Raw genomic sequence first — 14,815 nt, forward strand, 5'->3', positions numbered from 1 at the left:
GTCAGACCCAGGCGTCGGCGGAGATGGTGCGCAACACCCGCGACAGCATGCTGTCGGTCTCGGCCTCGCGCTGCTGACCGTCGGCCGGGGTGGAACCGCTCAACTCGTGGGAGATCCGGCCCGCGGCGCGCATGACGAACGGCGCGGTGCGCTGCAGCCGGTGCATCGGGACCGCGCCCGTCAGCGACAAGCCGGCGATCAGACCCTCGCCCGCTCGGATCGGCGCGGCGACACTGGACAGGCCGACCGCCAGTTCCTCGGTGTCGTAGGCCAGCCCGTGCCGGCTGCGGATCCGAGCCAGTTCGCGGTGCAGGGTGGCCCGGTCGCCGATGGTGGCCCGGGTCCGTTTGGGCAGCCGGTCGCCGACGAGCGCATCCACATCCTCGGCCGGCAGTTGCGCCAGCAGCGCCTTGCCCAGCGCGCTCGCGTACGCCGGCGTGCGTCCAGCCACCCGGGTCGGTACCAGTGCGCCGCCGTCGCCGGCGACCTTGTCGAGGTAGACCACATCGGCGCCGAGCAGCACCCCGAGGTGCACCACCAGCCTGGTGTCAGAGTGCAGGCGAGCCAGGGTCGGCGAGGCCACGCCCCGCAGTTCGGCATGCTCGACGATCTGCGACACCGGCAACGGTGAGGAGGCCATGCCGTAGCCGTCGGGCCGATGCCGCACCAGACCGGCCGACTCCAGCTGGGTCAGGATTCGATGCACCGACGATCGCGGCAGCCCGGTGCGGGCCACCACCTGGTCGAGGCGCAGCCGTTTGCCGGGCTCGTCGAACAGGTTGATGATCAGCGCCACCCGCGCCACCATCGACGTCGCGTCCATACGAGGGCATTATCCGCGCGACGTCACTGCCCCATCACGTATTTCACGGTGGGTCCCGCGGTCCAGCCGCCGTCGACGGCGATCTCCGCGCCGGTGATGTAGGCGGCCTCGTCGGACAGCAGGAAGCTGACGGCACCGGTGATCTCCTCGGGCAGGCCCACGCGGCCCATCGGGGTGTTCGGATAGTGCCCCTCCCCGGGCTGGATGCCGATCTGTGCGGTCATCGGGGTGTAGGTCATGCCGGGATGCACCGAGTTGACCCGGATCTTCTCGCCGGCCAGTTCGACCGCCGCGATCTTCGACAGGCCGCGCACTCCCCACTTGGAGGCGCCGTACCCGGCGGTCAGCGCCAGGCCCATCAGCCCGGCGGCCGACGAGATGTTGACGATCGAGCCGCCACCGGCGACCCGCAGCGGCGCGATGACGGCTTGGATGCCGTTGAACACCCCCACCAGGTTGACCTCCAGCACGCTGCGGAAGTGCGCGACGGGCTCGTGCTCGACGAGTTGCCCGGTCGCCACACCGGCGTTGTTGACCAGCCCGGTCAGCCCGCCGAACTCGGTGACCGCCGACTGCACCGCGGCTTCCCAGTCGGCCGGGTCGGTGACGTCGAGGTGGACATAGCGCCCGGCGTCGCCGAGTTCGGCGGCGAGCCGTGCCCCGTCGTCGTCGAGGAGGTCGCCGACCACCACCCGGCCACCGCCGGCCACGACGTGCTGAGCGAACGCGGCACCCAGGCCGCGTGCACCGCCGGTGATGAGGACGACTTTGCCCGCCAGTCGGGCCGTGTTGGTGAGCATGGCCATAGCTTCGGGGCGCGAGCGCCGCACGTCACAGCCTGTCCCACCCAGCGGGACAGCCGGTGGGTGGGGCCGGTGAGGCTTCCTAGCATCGCCGGTCATGGAGACGAACGTGGATGTGGTGGTGGTCGGGGCGGGCTTCGCCGGCCTCTACGCGCTGCACCGCCTGCGCGGTGACGGGTTGAGCGTGCGGGTGTTCGAGGCCGCCGACGGCGTGGGTGGAGTCTGGTACTGGAACCGCTACCCCGGCGCCCGCTGCGACGTCGAAAGCGTGGACTACTCCTACTCCTTCGACTCCCAGCTGGAGCAGGACTGGGACTGGACCGAGAAGTACGCCACCGGGCCGGAGATCCTGCGCTACCTCAATCACGTCGCCGACCGCTTCGACCTGCGACGCGACATCTCGTTCGGGACGCGGGTGACCAGCATGGTCCTCGACGAGGCCACCTTGGCCTGGCAGGTCCGCACCGACACGGGCGAGGTGGTGACCGCCCGGTTCTGCGTGCTCGCGGTCGGGCCGCTGTCCAATGCCAATATCCCGGCGATCGACGGGCTGGAGTCGTTCGCCGGCGAGACCTATCACACGGCGCATTGGCCGCACGGCGGCGTGGACTTCACCGGCAAGCGGGTCGGGGTGATCGGCACCGGTTCCTCGGGCATTCAGGTGATCCCGCCGATCGCCGCGCAGGCGAGCCGCTTGGAGGTGTTTCAGCGCACCGCCAACTACAGCATTCCGGCCGGGAACACGCCGCTGGACGAGGCCACCCGCACGGCGCAGAAGGCCGGCTACCCCGAACGCCGGAGGCTGTCGCGGGCCAGCGGCGGCGGCTCGCCGCATGAGCCGCACCCGTGCTCGGCGCTTGAGCTGAGCGCCGAGGAGCGCGACGCCGCCTACGAGCGCCGCTGGCAACTCGGCGGGGTGCTGTTCTCCAAGACCTTCCCCGATCAGCTGGTCACACTGGCGGCCAACGACACGGCACGCCTGTTCTGGGAGAACAAGATTCGCGCGATCGTCGATGACCCGGAGACCGCGGAGCTGCTGATCCCCAAGGACCATCCGATCGGCGCCAAGCGAATCTGCACCGACGACAACTACTTTGAGACCTTCAACCGCGACCACGTGCATCTGGTGAACCTGCGCACCACCCCGATCGAGCGGATCGACGAACGCGGCATCTGCACCACCGAGGCGCACCACGACCTGGACGTCCTGGTCTTCGCGACCGGCTTCGACGCCATGACCGGGTCGGTCGCCAAGATCGACATCGTCGGGCGCGAAGGCGTGACACTCAACGACGCCTGGGCCGGTGGGCCACTCACCTACCTGGGGTTGAGCGTCCCGGGATTCCCCAACCTGTTCAACATGACCGGCCCGGGCAGTCCGTCGGTGCTGGCCAACATGGTGTTGCACTCCGAACTGCATGTCGACTGGGTTGCCGAGGCGATCGCCTACCTGGACGCGCACGGCGCGGCCGCCTTGGAGGCCCGCCCCGACGCGGCCGCCGACTGGGGCGCCGAGTGCGCGCAGCGGGCAGCAGAAACCCTGATGACGCAGGCGAATTCGTGGTATCTGGGCGCCAACATCGCCGGTCGGCCGCGCGTTTTCATGCCGTTCGTCGGCGGCTTCGGCACCTACGGCGCGATCATCGCCGACGTGGCCGCCGCGGGCTACAAGGGTTTCGACATAGTCGGAACCAGGTAGCCGGACCACCCCTCAAGCGTCACGGCCAGAGCTTCCCCCGACACCACTCCGCGGCAGCGGCCGCAGCGAGGTCGACGGTGCGCGAGTGCATCCCGTTCCACCAGTGCAGCTCGACGTCCGTGCCGCGTGCGCGGTGCGACCGGGCCAGGCGGTGGGTGAGCCAGAAGGGCGCCACCTCATCGAACCGGCCGGCATCGACGCGCAGCGGAACGCCGGCGGGCAGACGCAGGTCGGCCACCTCGTCGGCCCGGAACGAGTCGAGCAGGTGCTTGCGCACCTCGGTGCCCCGCGGCCCCAGCAGGGCGCGGGGCGCGAGCCCGCCGAAGGAATCCCGTTCGCACAGCTCGTTCAGGCTGCGCTCGCCCAGGTGCGGCCACAGGGCCAGCGCCTCGCGGCTCAGCCCGCCGCTGTCCAACAGCGTCCGCAACGGCTCCGTCGTCGTCGCCGCGCCGTCGATCATCAGGGCGATCAGCGCCGTCACCACCTGGAATCCGGGCAGCACGACCGGCAGTCGCAGGGCCGCCCCGATCGTCTGGCCCATCCGGGTCACGGGCGTGAAGGCCACCACGGCGCGCAGGTCGAACCCCTCGACGGGTCCGCCGGCGACGGCGTGCAACGCGGCGAGCGACCCCTCGGAGTGGCCGGCGCTGATCCACCGACCGTCCAGCGGCCATCGCTCGCGGGACCACATCAGCAGGTCACGCACGCTGCGCCCGAGGGAGGCGCCGCGCAGGTACGGGTGCGGGCCCGGGCTGCCCAGGCCCTCGTAGTCCGGTTGCAGGACCACCGCGCCGGCGGCGGCCAGCCGCGAGACGAACGCATCACCCTGGTGGATGCGGCGCGACTCGGGATGGCCCGTCGTGGCCAGGCTCGGCGCGGCCCGGTCCGAACCACCGGTCGTCATGTGGCCGTACGTCACGACCGGCCAGCCGGATGCCGGCGGCGGGCCGTCCGGCAACCACACCAGTCCGGTCTGCGTCATCGGTTCGCCGTCGATCGACGTCGACCCGAACTCCACCGGGTCGACGATCACCAGCGGCCCCGCGGGAGGAGCCGACGTAGGCGCCGCGGGACGAAGCCGATCCGGCCCGCCGGCCGGTGGTCGGCGGCGTCGATGAGGTCGACGAACGCCCGGCCCACGGCCTCGAGTTGGTCGACGTCCACCTGCTCGATGGTGTCGGCATCGTCGTAGAGGTACAAGGGGCCCGAGACCAGACTGATGGTGGGCACGCCCGCCGCGAGGGTGAACGAGGCGTCGGTGGGGATGCCGCCGGCGAGGAACTCCGGGACCGTCGCGTTCAGCACCGAGGTGGAGTGCAGCCCGCGGCGGCGGATGGTGCGAACCAACTGCCACTTCAACGCGGGTCCGACGTTCTCGAAGAAGGCACGCGGCTCGGTGTCGCGCAGCGTCTCGAACCCGCCGTCGGCGCCGACGCGAGACCGCAGGCCCACGTGCTCGACCGTGAGATTGAGTGCCAGCGGGAACGGGCTCTGCGGGTCGAGGGCGTACTGGCGGGCGAAGCGTCGGTGGGCCTGGTAGCCGGTGAAGTGGGTGTCGAAAGTGACGAACATCAAAGTCTTCTCGCGGGGGCCGTGGCGTCGGGCGCGAGCGACCTCCTCCTCGGCAATGGCGATGACCTCGGCGGTGCCGCTGGCGTCCTCGACGGCGCCGGGACCGACCGAGTCGTGGTGGGACTGCACCATGATCGTCTCGGCGGAGCGGCCCCTCAGGATGCCGACGACCGTCGACGACCGGACGCGTTCGCGGGTCGAGTCGAGGGTGAGCGTCGCGCGCGGGTCCTCGCGCAACAGGGTGCGCAGGCGCGCGCCGCCGGCACGGGTGACCCAGACACCCGGCAGTTCCATGAGCGCGCGTCGGTAGTACTCGTTGTGGTAGGCCAGTGACTCCGGGTACTCGGCCAGCACGCCGATCACGCCGACGGCACCCGCTGCCTTCGCCTCCGTCATGACCCGGGTCAGCGTCGTCAGGTAGGGGTTGCGCGAGGTGAGCACCTCGCGGCGCAGCATCCGCCGACCGGGGTCGTGGATGTACTCGGTGAGCGGCAACAGGCTGGCCGCGCTCATGGTGAACCGCAGGTCGAACAGCACGAGGCGTCCCCGCACGTCGTGGCGTGCGACCCGGCCGGAGCGTGCGTCGACGACCTCGGCGGTGAGCCCGTCGGGTCCGGTCGACCACGCCCCCACGGCGTCGTGGGCCGGCAACTGGCAGTGCAGCACGGGTGCGGCGGGCACCTCCTGGTGACCGACGCGCACGCCCACGCGCGACGCCTGCCACCGGAAGGACTCGTCCGGCTCGATCCAGACTTCGTCGAGGCCGGCGGCGGTCAGCCGGTCGCGCACGTACTCGGCCGCGGCGACGCCGCCCGGGGTGCCGGTGGCGCGGGGGGCGAGGTCGACGAGGTCGGCGATGGTGGCGACGAGTTCGTCGGTGCGGATCACGTTGCGACCTTAAATTGATCCAACGCTTTTCCCTGCAACTATGCGCCTTTCTGACAGGCAAATGATCACTAGTACAGGATTCCGCTATTCTCAGGCTGGTGAATGGGCCCTTGCCTGCGGCGTGGCAGCCCCCCGACCCCCTGGCCGAGATCGACCTCGCCCTCGTTCACGCCCTCCAGGTGTGGCCGCGGGCTCCCTGGCGTGCGATCGGGGCGGCCCTCGGCGTCGACCCCGCGACCGCAGCGCGCCGATGGCAACGACTCGTCGACGACCGACTCGCGTGGCTCGTCGTCCGGCCGAGCGCGCAGCAGTTGGCCCCCGATCGCGACGCGACGCTGGTCCGCCTGGCGTGCCGCCCGGGCTCAGCGGCGGCGGTGGCGACCGGGATCGCCGAACGCGAGGACGTCCTGGCCGTCGACGTGCTGGCGGGAGCCGACGCCGTCGCCGCGATCGTGCTCGGCCGTGGCCTTGCTCCGCTGCACGACGAGGTCGAACGGCTTAGCGCCGCACATCACGACGTGACGACGACGCGCGTGGCCTTCCTCAGCGCCGTGCACCACGAGGACGCCCAATGGCGGCTTCGGGTGCTGTCCCCAGGCCAGCAGGCCCGCCTCGCGCGCCCCCAGACGGACACGGCCGACCGCGGGCGGCCACCACGTCCCGAGGTCGTCGCCGACCTGACCGCCGCCCTCGCCGAAGATGCCCGGATGAGTCTGGCTGACCTCGGCGGACGCCTGGGCACCTCCGAAGTCACCGCCCGGCGACTGCTCGACCGGGCGCTGCGGACCCATTCGATCCGGTTGGGCTGTGACGTCGTGGCGCCGGCGGTGGGCGCGGGACGGGCCGTTCTGCTCGAGGTCGAGGTCGACGATCCGCACGCCGCCGGGCGGGCGATCGCCGCACTGTCGCCCGTGCTGCGCTGTGCCACGGTCGTCGGTCCGGCGAACCTCGTGCTGGTGGCGCGATTCGTATCGCTGGCCAACCTGGCGGGGTTCGAGTCCGCGGCGGCCGCCGTGGCTCCCGGCTGGCGGGTCCGCGACCGCGCCACCATCACCCACGCGGTGAAGCGTCAGGGTCGGCTACTCGATCCGGACGGCCGAGTGCGCAGCGACTGACCTTCACCTGACGCGTCTTGGCAAACGACCTCATCCGCAACAGGTAACGCACGACACGCCGTACCGGCACGGCGGTCGGCCAGTCGTCGGCACGGAAGTAGGCGTCCGTGCCACCGTCGACGAAGATCACGCTGCCGCACAGGAACTCCGCGGCGTCCGAGAGCATGAACAGCATCCAGTCGGCCAGTTGGCCTGGGTCGCCGAAACCTCCCACCGGCACCGGGAAGCTGCGGACGGCTTTCTCCTGCCCCGGGGTGGCGAGCTGCTTTTCCAGCAGCGGCGTCATGATCGCACCCGGCGCCAGCGCGTTGAGCCGGATACCCGCGCCCGCCCACGACGGCTCGACCGCATGCCGGCGCACCCAGCGCGACACCGCGATCTTGGAAGCCGCATACGCGAGTGAAGGCGCACCCGGTCCGAACAGGCCCAGCCGCCGCGCCGCCTTGGCCGCCTTGCCGGCCAGCAAGGCCCGCACCGCGGACCGCGGCACCGCCGGGACCGTGGTGGTCGAATTGCTGGCAATGACCACGACTTTGGCGCGCTCAGCGGCCGCGAGCGCCGGGCGCCACGCCTGAAGCAGGTCGACCACCCCAAAGTAGTTGATCTGCAGGATCAGCCGCGTCGCCTGCGGGGTGGGTCCGATGCCCGCCGCCAGCACCGCACCGTCCAGCCGGCCCCCGCCTAACGCCAGTACCTGCTCGGCTGCCGTGGATCGTCCGGTTGGGCTGGACAGGTCCGCAACGACTTCGGCGTCGCGCAGGTCGACCCCGATGACGGTGTGGCCGGCCGCCCGCAGTTTCTCCGCCGCCTGCCGGCCCATGCCCGACGCCGACCCGGTCACCGCATAGACGCCCACTAGGAGCCGACCACTCCGCGGAGCCCGTCGGCCCCGAACGCCGGCTCCAGCATGGACGAGAAGTCCGGGCCGCGGCGCAGCATCTGCCCGCCGTCGACGTTGATGACCTGACCGGTGATGTAACCGGCCGCGTCACTGAGCAGGAACAGCGCCAGGTTGGCGACGTCCTCGACCTCGCCGGGCCGCGGAAGCGGCGTCGAGACGCGGTAGTCCTCGCTCAGCTCGGGCGAGTCCAGGATCGGGGCGACCAGCTCGGTGCGGGTCAGGCCCGGGCGGATGCTGTTCACCCGCACCCAGGAGGCGCCCAGCTCGTCGGCGGCCAGCTGCATCATGTGGTCCAGCGCCGATTTGGTCGGGCCGTAGGCACCGAACCAGCGGTGGGTGTTGCTGGCCGCGATCGAGGAGATCCCGACGAACGAGCCCCCGCCGCCGCGCACCAGCGCCCGGCCGGCGTGCTTGAGAACGTACATGGTGCCGTTGACGTTGAGGTCGACGGTGCGCCGCCACAACTCCGAGTCGATCTGGGTGATCGGCCCGATGGTCTGCGAACCACCGGCGCAGTGCACCACGCCGTGCAACCGGCCGTGCTTGTCCACCGCGGCGTCGACGGCGGCGATCACGCTGTCCTCGTCGGTGACGTCGGTCGGCAGGTGACGGACCGTGCCGCCGAGCTCGGCGGCCACCTTCGCCAATCGATCGGCGTCTCGCCCGACGATGAGGACGTCGGCCCCGGCGGCAGCCAGCCCGGCGGCCACCGCCTTGCCGATGCCACTGCCACCGCCGGTGACCAGGTAGCTGCGGTCTTCAAAGGAAAGCTGCACACCGACCCCTCACATCGAAACTGAAACAGGTTCTACCTATGGAACCATGGCGCCCTCATCGCCCAACGTGCATTCAGCACGAAATTCGGGCCAAATTCCCGGGCCGAGTACACGTTCGGCGAAAGAGGGACGACCGAACAAGGCCGTTGGGCAAGGCGCCTAAGTCAGGGTTGGTCGCGGCGGGCCACGGCGGTGGGCCCGGCAGTACGCCAGTCCTCGACATCCGGCGGCAACCCCAACGGCGCCCGGTTTTCATTGTGAGCCGCCCAATGGGCGTGACCCAGTTGATGAATGTGGAAGCCGTGCCGCAGCGCCTCGGTGAAGCCCATCGCGTCGGCGGCGCCGTTCACCGAGTCCTTGATCAGCAGCGCGGCCATGGTCGGCAGCTTCGCGATGCGCCGGGCGAATTCCAGCGTCTGGTCCGCCAGCTCATCGGTCGGGAACACCTTCGACACCATGCCCAGCCGGTAGGCCTCGTCGGCGTCCAGCGAGTCCCCGGTGAGCAGCAGCTCCTTGGCCTTGCGGGGGCCGAATTCCCAAGGGTGGGCGTAGTACTCCACACCCGGCATGCCCAGCCGCACCCCGACCACGTCGGAGAACCGGGCGTTGTCGGCGGCCACGATCAGGTCGCAGGCCCAGATCAACATCAGGCCGGCCGAGATGGCGTTGCCCTGCACCTGCGCGATGGTGATCTTGCGCAGGTCCCGCCACCGGCAGGTGTTCTGGAAGAAGAAGTGCCACTCCTGCAGATACGTCTTCTCCACGATCGGCTCCCGGGTGGCGCCATGGGATCGGAACGTCGGGTGCTGCGCCGGTCCGGGGCGCCGCTCGAGCAAGGTGGCCTCGGACCCCAGGTCGTGGCCGGCCGAGAAGTTCTTGCCCCGCGCAGCCAGAATCACCACCCGGACGGTGTCATCGGCTTCGGCGCGGCCGAATGCCTCGTCGAGCTGCACCAGCAGGGTGCGATTCTGCGCGTTGTGCACGTCGGGGCGGTTCAGCCAGATCCGGGCGATGCGCCCGTTGTCGAGCGTTTCGTAGTCGACCAGGCGATCCGACGTGTCGCCGGCCTGATCCGATGCGGTGTCCGATGTGACCATTGCCTCCGCCCTCGTCGTATTCGCATCACAGGCTACGGCGGCAGGCCTGAGCTGCCCGAGCCAGGTGTGACACAGCGCGCACTTCGCTAGAGTCAAGTCATGCCTGCTAAATCCGAACCCGCCGACATCGAGGACGTGGAACCCCTGGCCGACAGCACCGCGCGCCAGGCCCGGCGAGTGGTTGCCGCCTACGCCGAGGACGCCGACGAGTGTCGGGTGTTCCTGTCCATGCTGGGAATCGGGCCCGCAACACCCGACAAGAACGGGGCGTAAATGCCGGAGTCGGGGGGCCCGGAACCGCCGATTGAGCCCGGAGAGTCCGATTTCGTCGTGGTGGCCAACCGGCTGCCGATCGACATCGAGGTACTCCCGGACGGCACGACGGCGTGGAAGCGCAGCCCCGGCGGATTGGTCACCGCGCTAGAGCCCCTGCTGCGTAAGCGCCGCGGCGCCTGGGTCGGCTGGCCCGGCAGCCAGGATGCGCCCGAAGGGCCGATCGACGTCGAAGACCTGCGGCTGCATCCGGTTCCGCTGGACGCCACCGATATCGCCGAGTACTACGAAGGCTTCTCCAACGCCACCCTGTGGCCGCTGTATCACGACGTGATCGTCAAACCGATCTACCACCGGCAGTGGTGGGACCGCTACGTCGACGTCAACCGCCGCTTCGCCGAGGCCGCGTCGCGAGCCGCCGCGCCGGGCGCCACGGTCTGGGTCCAGGACTATCAGCTGCAGCTGGTACCCAAGATGCTGCGGGATCTGCGGCCCGACCTGACCATCGGCTTTTTTCTGCACATCCCGTTCCCGCCGGTGGAGCTGTTCATGCAGCTGCCATGGCGCGCCGAGATCGTCGACGGCCTGCTCGGCGCCGACCTGGTCGGCTTTCACCTGGCCGGTGGCGCCCAGAACTTCTTGTTCTTGGCCCGCCATCTGGCCGGCGCCGTCACCTCGCGGGGTTCGGTGGGGGTGCGCAGCCGGTTCGGCGAGGTGCGGCTGACCGAGCGCACGGTACGCGTCGGGGCCTTCCCCATCTCGATCGACTCCGGCGAACTCGACCGCAAGGCGCGGGAACGCGGGATCCGGCGGCGCGCCAAGGAGATTCGGGCCGAACTGGGCCATCCTCGCAAGGTTCTGCTCGGCGTGGACCGCCTGGACTACACCAAGGGCATCGACGTCCGGCTCAAGGCGTTCAACGAACTGCTGGCCGAGGGACGTGCCAAGCGGGACGACACCGTGCTGGTGCAACTGGCGACCCCGAGCCGGGAACGGGTGGAGAGCTACCAAATCCTGCGCGACGACATCGAACGCCAAGTCGGCCATATCAACGGCGAGTACAGCGAGGTCGGCCATCCGGTGGTGCACTATCTGCACCGCCCGGTCCCGCGCGACGAGCTGATCGCATTCTTCGTGGCCAGCGACGTCATGCTGGTCACCCCGTTGCGCGACGGGATGAATCTGGTCGCCAAGGAATACGTGGCGTGCCGCAGTGACTTGGGCGGCGCCCTGGTCCTCAGCGAATTCACCGGCGCCGCAGCGGAATTGCGTCAAGCTTACCTGGTCAACCCACACGACCTCGAGTGCGTGAAGGACGTCATCGAGGCTGCGATCAACCAGACCCCGGAGGAAGGGCGCCGACGGATGCGGGCCCTGCGCCGTCAGGTGCTGGCCCACGACGTGGACCGCTGGGCCCGGTCCTTCCTCGGCGCGCTAGCCGACTCCGCGGAGTAGTAACTCAGCTACACAGGTGGACCGGGTTGTCCTGACAGGTCAGCGGGTAGTGGATGACCGGGTACGGCAGTGGCGACACGAACGTCAGCGTGAACGCGCGCTTCTCCAACCCGGGCTGCAGACCACACACCGCATTGTGCGCGGTGGTGTAGGTACCGCGGAGGGAGACGTCGAACTGGTACATCTCGTCGCTGCCGGCGGTGCTGCCGTCGGAGCACCGGGTGCCCGCCAGTAGCGGCGTCTTGTAGGTCCACTGGCCGTTGGCCAGCCGGTAGGCCCCGGCTTGTCCGGGCGGGCCGTTGCTCTCGACCTGCAGCTTGCAACCCACTGCCAAGTGCAGTGGCACCCGGCCATCGCCGACGGTGGGGACGCACAGCGGATAGATCTTCCAGGTCGCGGTCTTGGCACCGTCGTTGTAGGTGTAGATGCCCTCCAGCGTGCCTTCCGGAATCGCATCGTCGTCGGCGCCGGCCTGGACTGCCAGCCCGGTGGCCGCCGTCATCGCCGCAGCCAAGGCGACCAGACCACGAACGAGTTTCCCCATGGCGCTCATCCTTTCAGCTAGATCGGCACGATATTGCTGATCAGCCACTTGCGGTCGATCTTGCGGAAGTCGACCCGCAGCCGGCTGCCCTCGTAGTACTTCTCCTTGGACTTGCCCGTCACGGTGCGGTTGACGAACACCAGTACCGATCCCGAGGTCCGGCGCGCAGCCATGGCGCCGACGCCGACGACGTCGACCTGGTTCACCAACTGCTTCTCGCGGGCCTGCGGGATGATCTCGTTCACGGCACGAGCCTCGAATTCGCGGCGGTAATCCCCGGTGAACATCGGGTAGGTCTCGGTCAGGCTGCGCTCCACGGTCTTGTACTCATAACCGAGCACCTTCGGGATCTCGTCGGCGGTCAGCCTGACCAACTCCGAGCGCGCCGCCTGCTCTCCGCGCGTCTCGACTCTGCTCCAATACAGCGATCCCGCCGCGGCACCGAAACCCACGAACGCCGCGAGTACCCCGGCCAGGACCGCGAGCCATATCCACCGGCGCGTCATCGGCTGCCGTCCGGCCACTTGAGGTCGTAGGCCGTCATGTTGCCCGCGTCGTCTTCGTGCACGATCACCCGCAACGCGTAGGGCTGCGACGGCTTGTTGACGCCATCGACATCGGTGGCGGTAGCCCGCATCGCCACCAACACCGAAGCGTTCGCCGCGACATCGTCGACTCCTTCGAGAGCCGCGGCGTTGATGACGGCTTCCGAGCTGTGCTTGGTCTCGCGCAGCAACGCTTTGAGGTTCTCGGCGTTGGCGGCCATGGTGTCGCGCAGCGGGCCGCTGGTGCCCGCCACGAACAGGTCCACCTGATCACTGATGGTGTCGGGCGTATAGGTGTACATGTTCAGCACGGTCTGGACCGCGGTGTCGATGAATCGCTGGTCGCGCTGCTGCGCCGCGTCGGCATGCCGGTGTTGCACCCCGAGCGTGGCGACCAGCCCACCCAGCAGGACCGACGCCGCCAGTCCGACCGCACCCGCCAGCCGCGCGGTCTTGCGGGCGTTGGGCCGCCGCCGTGCGGGCGGTCCGGCCGGCCGGACCGCCCGCACGGCGGCGCGGCTCGGTGCCGGAATACGTACGGCGCTCGGCGTCGTTTCGCCGGCATCACCCGCTGGTCCCGCAGCCCGCGAGGCCCGGCGCCGGACCTTCGCGTCGTCGGGTCCGCTCACGTCTGCCTCGGCGCAAGCATCAGATCAGCCCAGTTCTCCGCGGGCAGCCACTTGTCCGAGCCGGAGACGAACACTCCGCTGTTGCCGGCCGGATCCACGAACTTTCCGGACCGGTCGTAGGTGCTGTACGCGACACCGTTTGCCTCGGCGGGCAACGGTCCCGGAGCGGGCGCGGGCGACGGTCCCGGCGCGGGGTCGCGGCCATAGGCGGGCAGGCCGCCGTTGCCCCCCGGGCTGGTCGGCATGTTCTGATCCGGCGGCGCGTAGTAAGGCCACGGCGCCGGCGGGTTGGGTCCGAGCTGATTCGGCGGGTACGGCAGCGGGAACGGCGGGTTGGGAGCCGGGCCGGGGCCCGCGGGCACGCCCGGCGGCAGCGCAACGACCGGCGGTCCCGGGTCGTAGTCCGCCGACGGCGGGATGTAGGGGAACTTGTTCATCGGCGTCAGCATCCGCGGATCGGTGATCGGAGTGTCATACGGGACGGGCGGCCCGCGCCACGCGTTGCTGCCGATCGGGACGAAGCCCCGCGGGTCGCGGCAGAGCTGGATGGTGGGCGCCCGCTTGCCGGGATATTCCATGCAGGGGTAGTTGCGGGCACCACGGACCGCGGTCGGATCGTTCTGCGCGGCCTTGCAGTACAGGTCCTTGGGCAGTTCCCGGACGGTTTCGTCGGCCGGTGTGCGCATTTCGGTGAACGGCAGGAAGCCGACCGTGCATGGCGGCGGGTCGTGCATGTCGATCTTGAAGTCCAGCTTCACGCCTTCATCCATCGGCACGCCGCCGGCGACGGTGATCAGTGCCGCCATCAGCGCGGGGAACACCACCAACGCCTGCTCAATGGAGTTACGGTATATGACCCCGACCCGACCGAAGTTGGCGATGCTGGCCGCCAGCGTGGGGAAGGACGCGCGGATTCCGTCAAAAGTGGTGTTGGCCTCGTCGGCGACGCTGGGCAGGGTCTGCAGCACCTCGCGGAGCTGCGGGTCGGCCTTGTGCACCTCGGTGGTGACCGCCGCCAGCGACCGTGCCAGTTTCCTGATGTCGTCACCGCTGCGGATCTGGGCGTCCAAGAAGGGCTCGACTTGGTCGACCAATGCCGAGGTCGCGTCGAAATTGGCGTTGGCCTCGTCGACCAGCTGCCGCGACGAGGCGATCATTCGCGCCAGCTCCTGCCCGGAGCCGTTGAACCCCTCGAACGCGCTGCGCAGCAGATCGCGAAGACGGCTGTTGGCGACGCTGTTGACCAGCGACTGCGCCTGGTCGAGCAGTCCGGCGATGTCCTGACCAATAGCGGTGCGGTCCTGGCCGATGCGCGCGCCGTTGCGCAACGCGCCTGCGGCCGCATCCCCGGCGGGTGGCACGAGGTCGATGTACTGCTCACCGATCGCGGACATGCTCTTGACGGTGGCGGTGACGTTCCCGGGGATCTTGGTACTGCTGTTGAGCCGCATTGCGGCGTCGACGCCGTGGTCGCTGAGTTGAACAGATTCCACCCGGCCCACCGTCACGCCGCGGTAAGTGACATTGGCGCTCTGGTAGATACCGCCGCCACCGATGAAGTCGGCGGTCACCTTGTAGGTGCCGATACCGATCCGGCTCGGCGCGTGCAGGTAGAGGATCGAGATGGCACCGACGGCCAGCACGGTGACCACGGCGAAGATCCCGAGTTGGATTCGAACGAGGCGGGTCAGCATC

General features: G+C 69.7%; 15 protein-coding genes. 4 read left to right on the forward strand and 11 right to left on the reverse strand.

Annotated features, from left to right (window positions below; translation table 11 throughout):
- Nucleotide 1: 1 nt before the first annotated feature.
- Both ABW16_RS17915 and ABW16_RS17920 read right to left on the reverse strand, forming a co-directional pair.
- Nucleotides 2-823: an IclR family transcriptional regulator gene (locus ABW16_RS17915; protein WP_047320543.1), complete on the reverse strand. Its 822-nt coding sequence runs from the start codon at nucleotides 821-823 to the stop codon at nucleotides 2-4.
- A gap of 23 nt (nucleotides 824-846) precedes the next feature.
- Nucleotides 847-1,623, reverse strand: a complete 777-nt coding sequence (locus ABW16_RS17920; protein ID WP_047320614.1) for an SDR family oxidoreductase — start codon at nucleotides 1,621-1,623, stop codon at nucleotides 847-849.
- 100 nt (nucleotides 1,624-1,723) lie between these two features.
- On the opposite strand from ABW16_RS17920, the gene ABW16_RS17925 reads away from it, so the two are divergent.
- A complete protein-coding gene (locus ABW16_RS17925) occupies nucleotides 1,724-3,325 on the forward strand; it encodes a flavin-containing monooxygenase (protein WP_047320544.1) in 1,602 nt (533 codons plus the stop codon).
- Between the two features lie 19 nt (nucleotides 3,326-3,344).
- Here the strand turns inward: ABW16_RS17925 and ABW16_RS17930 are convergent, their stop codons facing one another.
- Both ABW16_RS17930 and ABW16_RS17935 read right to left on the reverse strand, forming a co-directional pair.
- Nucleotides 3,345-4,358: an alpha/beta hydrolase family protein gene (locus ABW16_RS17930; protein ID WP_052956968.1), complete on the reverse strand. Its 1,014-nt coding sequence runs from the start codon at nucleotides 4,356-4,358 to the stop codon at nucleotides 3,345-3,347.
- Nucleotides 4,355-5,785, reverse strand: a complete 1,431-nt coding sequence (locus tag ABW16_RS17935; RefSeq protein WP_052956969.1) for a M28 family peptidase — start codon at nucleotides 5,783-5,785, stop codon at nucleotides 4,355-4,357. Before ABW16_RS17935 ends, ABW16_RS17930 begins: the two co-directional genes overlap by 4 nt.
- 98 nt (nucleotides 5,786-5,883) lie before the next feature.
- Here ABW16_RS17935 and ABW16_RS26790 point away from each other — a divergent pair, with 98 nt between their 5' ends.
- Entirely contained in the window at nucleotides 5,884-6,900 is a 1,017-nt protein-coding gene (locus ABW16_RS26790; protein ID WP_082134183.1) for an Lrp/AsnC family transcriptional regulator, read from the forward strand.
- On the opposite strand, the gene ABW16_RS17945 is transcribed toward ABW16_RS26790, so the two are convergent.
- The 3 genes from ABW16_RS17945 to ABW16_RS17955 all read right to left on the reverse strand — a co-directional run bounded on the left by ABW16_RS17945 (nucleotide 6,836) and on the right by ABW16_RS17955 (nucleotide 9,674).
- A complete protein-coding gene (locus tag ABW16_RS17945; RefSeq protein ID WP_082134184.1) occupies nucleotides 6,836-7,756 on the reverse strand; it encodes an SDR family oxidoreductase in 921 nt (306 codons plus the stop codon). The genes ABW16_RS26790 and ABW16_RS17945 overlap by 65 nt on opposite strands.
- Nucleotides 7,756-8,577, reverse strand: coding sequence for an SDR family oxidoreductase (locus ABW16_RS17950; RefSeq protein ID WP_047320546.1), 822 nt, complete (start codon nucleotides 8,575-8,577; stop codon nucleotides 7,756-7,758). The genes ABW16_RS17945 and ABW16_RS17950 overlap by 1 nt, the downstream gene beginning before the upstream one ends.
- A 164-nt stretch (nucleotides 8,578-8,741) precedes the next feature.
- Nucleotides 8,742-9,674 (reverse strand): enoyl-CoA hydratase, encoded by a 933-nt coding sequence (locus tag ABW16_RS17955; protein WP_047320547.1) that lies wholly within the window; start codon nucleotides 9,672-9,674, stop codon nucleotides 8,742-8,744.
- Between the two features lie 99 nt (nucleotides 9,675-9,773).
- On the opposite strand from ABW16_RS17955, the gene ABW16_RS26795 reads away from it, so the two are divergent.
- Both ABW16_RS26795 and ABW16_RS17960 read left to right on the forward strand, forming a co-directional pair.
- Complete coding sequence (locus ABW16_RS26795) at nucleotides 9,774-9,947, forward strand: hypothetical protein (RefSeq protein WP_164517933.1); 174 nt, start codon at nucleotides 9,774-9,776, stop codon at nucleotides 9,945-9,947.
- Nucleotides 9,948-11,402, forward strand: coding sequence for an alpha,alpha-trehalose-phosphate synthase (UDP-forming) (locus ABW16_RS17960; protein WP_047320548.1), 1,455 nt, complete (start codon nucleotides 9,948-9,950; stop codon nucleotides 11,400-11,402).
- Nucleotides 11,403-11,406: 4 nt separating this feature from the next.
- Here the strand turns inward: ABW16_RS17960 and ABW16_RS17965 are convergent, their stop codons facing one another.
- Genes ABW16_RS17965 through ABW16_RS17980 form a run of 4 tightly spaced genes read right to left on the reverse strand, consistent with a single transcriptional unit; the run spans nucleotide 11,407 to nucleotide 14,814 of the window.
- Entirely contained in the window at nucleotides 11,407-11,946 is a 540-nt protein-coding gene (locus tag ABW16_RS17965) for a hypothetical protein (protein ID WP_047320618.1), read from the reverse strand.
- Between the two features lie 17 nt (nucleotides 11,947-11,963).
- Nucleotides 11,964-12,452: a hypothetical protein gene (locus ABW16_RS17970; protein WP_047320619.1), complete on the reverse strand. Its 489-nt coding sequence runs from the start codon at nucleotides 12,450-12,452 to the stop codon at nucleotides 11,964-11,966.
- The gene (locus ABW16_RS17975; protein ID WP_047320549.1) at nucleotides 12,449-13,120 is read right to left on the reverse strand and encodes a hypothetical protein; all 672 of its coding nucleotides are present in this window, start codon (nucleotides 13,118-13,120) and stop codon (nucleotides 12,449-12,451) included. The genes ABW16_RS17970 and ABW16_RS17975 overlap by 4 nt, the downstream gene beginning before the upstream one ends.
- Nucleotides 13,117-14,814, reverse strand: a complete 1,698-nt coding sequence (locus tag ABW16_RS17980) for an MCE family protein (RefSeq protein WP_047320550.1) — start codon at nucleotides 14,812-14,814, stop codon at nucleotides 13,117-13,119. Before ABW16_RS17980 ends, ABW16_RS17975 begins: the two co-directional genes overlap by 4 nt.
- Between the last annotated feature and the right edge of the window lies 1 nt (nucleotide 14,815).

It is taken from the genome of Mycolicibacter heraklionensis (assembly GCF_001021505.1).
Taxonomy (GTDB): domain Bacteria; phylum Actinomycetota; class Actinomycetes; order Mycobacteriales; family Mycobacteriaceae; genus Mycobacterium; species Mycobacterium heraklionense.

Excerpts from the sequence above, each read along its gene's own strand:
- ABW16_RS17915 (WP_047320543.1), bottom strand. The coding sequence starts at position 823 with ATGGACGCGACGTCGATGGTGGCGCGGGTGGCGCTGATCATCAACCTG.
- ABW16_RS17920 (WP_047320614.1), bottom strand. The coding sequence starts at position 1,623 with ATGCTCACCAACACGGCCCGACTGGCGGGCAAAGTCGTCCTCATCACC.
- ABW16_RS17925 (WP_047320544.1), top strand. The coding sequence starts at position 1,724 with ATGGAGACGAACGTGGATGTGGTGGTGGTCGGGGCGGGCTTCGCCGGC.
- ABW16_RS17955 (WP_047320547.1), bottom strand. The coding sequence starts at position 9,674 with ATGGTCACATCGGACACCGCATCGGATCAGGCCGGCGACACGTCGGAT.
- ABW16_RS26795 (WP_164517933.1), top strand. The coding sequence starts at position 9,774 with ATGCCTGCTAAATCCGAACCCGCCGACATCGAGGACGTGGAACCCCTG.
- ABW16_RS17960 (WP_047320548.1), top strand. The coding sequence starts at position 9,948 with ATGCCGGAGTCGGGGGGCCCGGAACCGCCGATTGAGCCCGGAGAGTCC.
- ABW16_RS17965 (WP_047320618.1), bottom strand. The coding sequence starts at position 11,946 with ATGGGGAAACTCGTTCGTGGTCTGGTCGCCTTGGCTGCGGCGATGACG.
- ABW16_RS17970 (WP_047320619.1), bottom strand. The coding sequence starts at position 12,452 with ATGACGCGCCGGTGGATATGGCTCGCGGTCCTGGCCGGGGTACTCGCG.
- ABW16_RS17980 (WP_047320550.1), bottom strand. The coding sequence starts at position 14,814 with ATGCTGACCCGCCTCGTTCGAATCCAACTCGGGATCTTCGCCGTGGTC.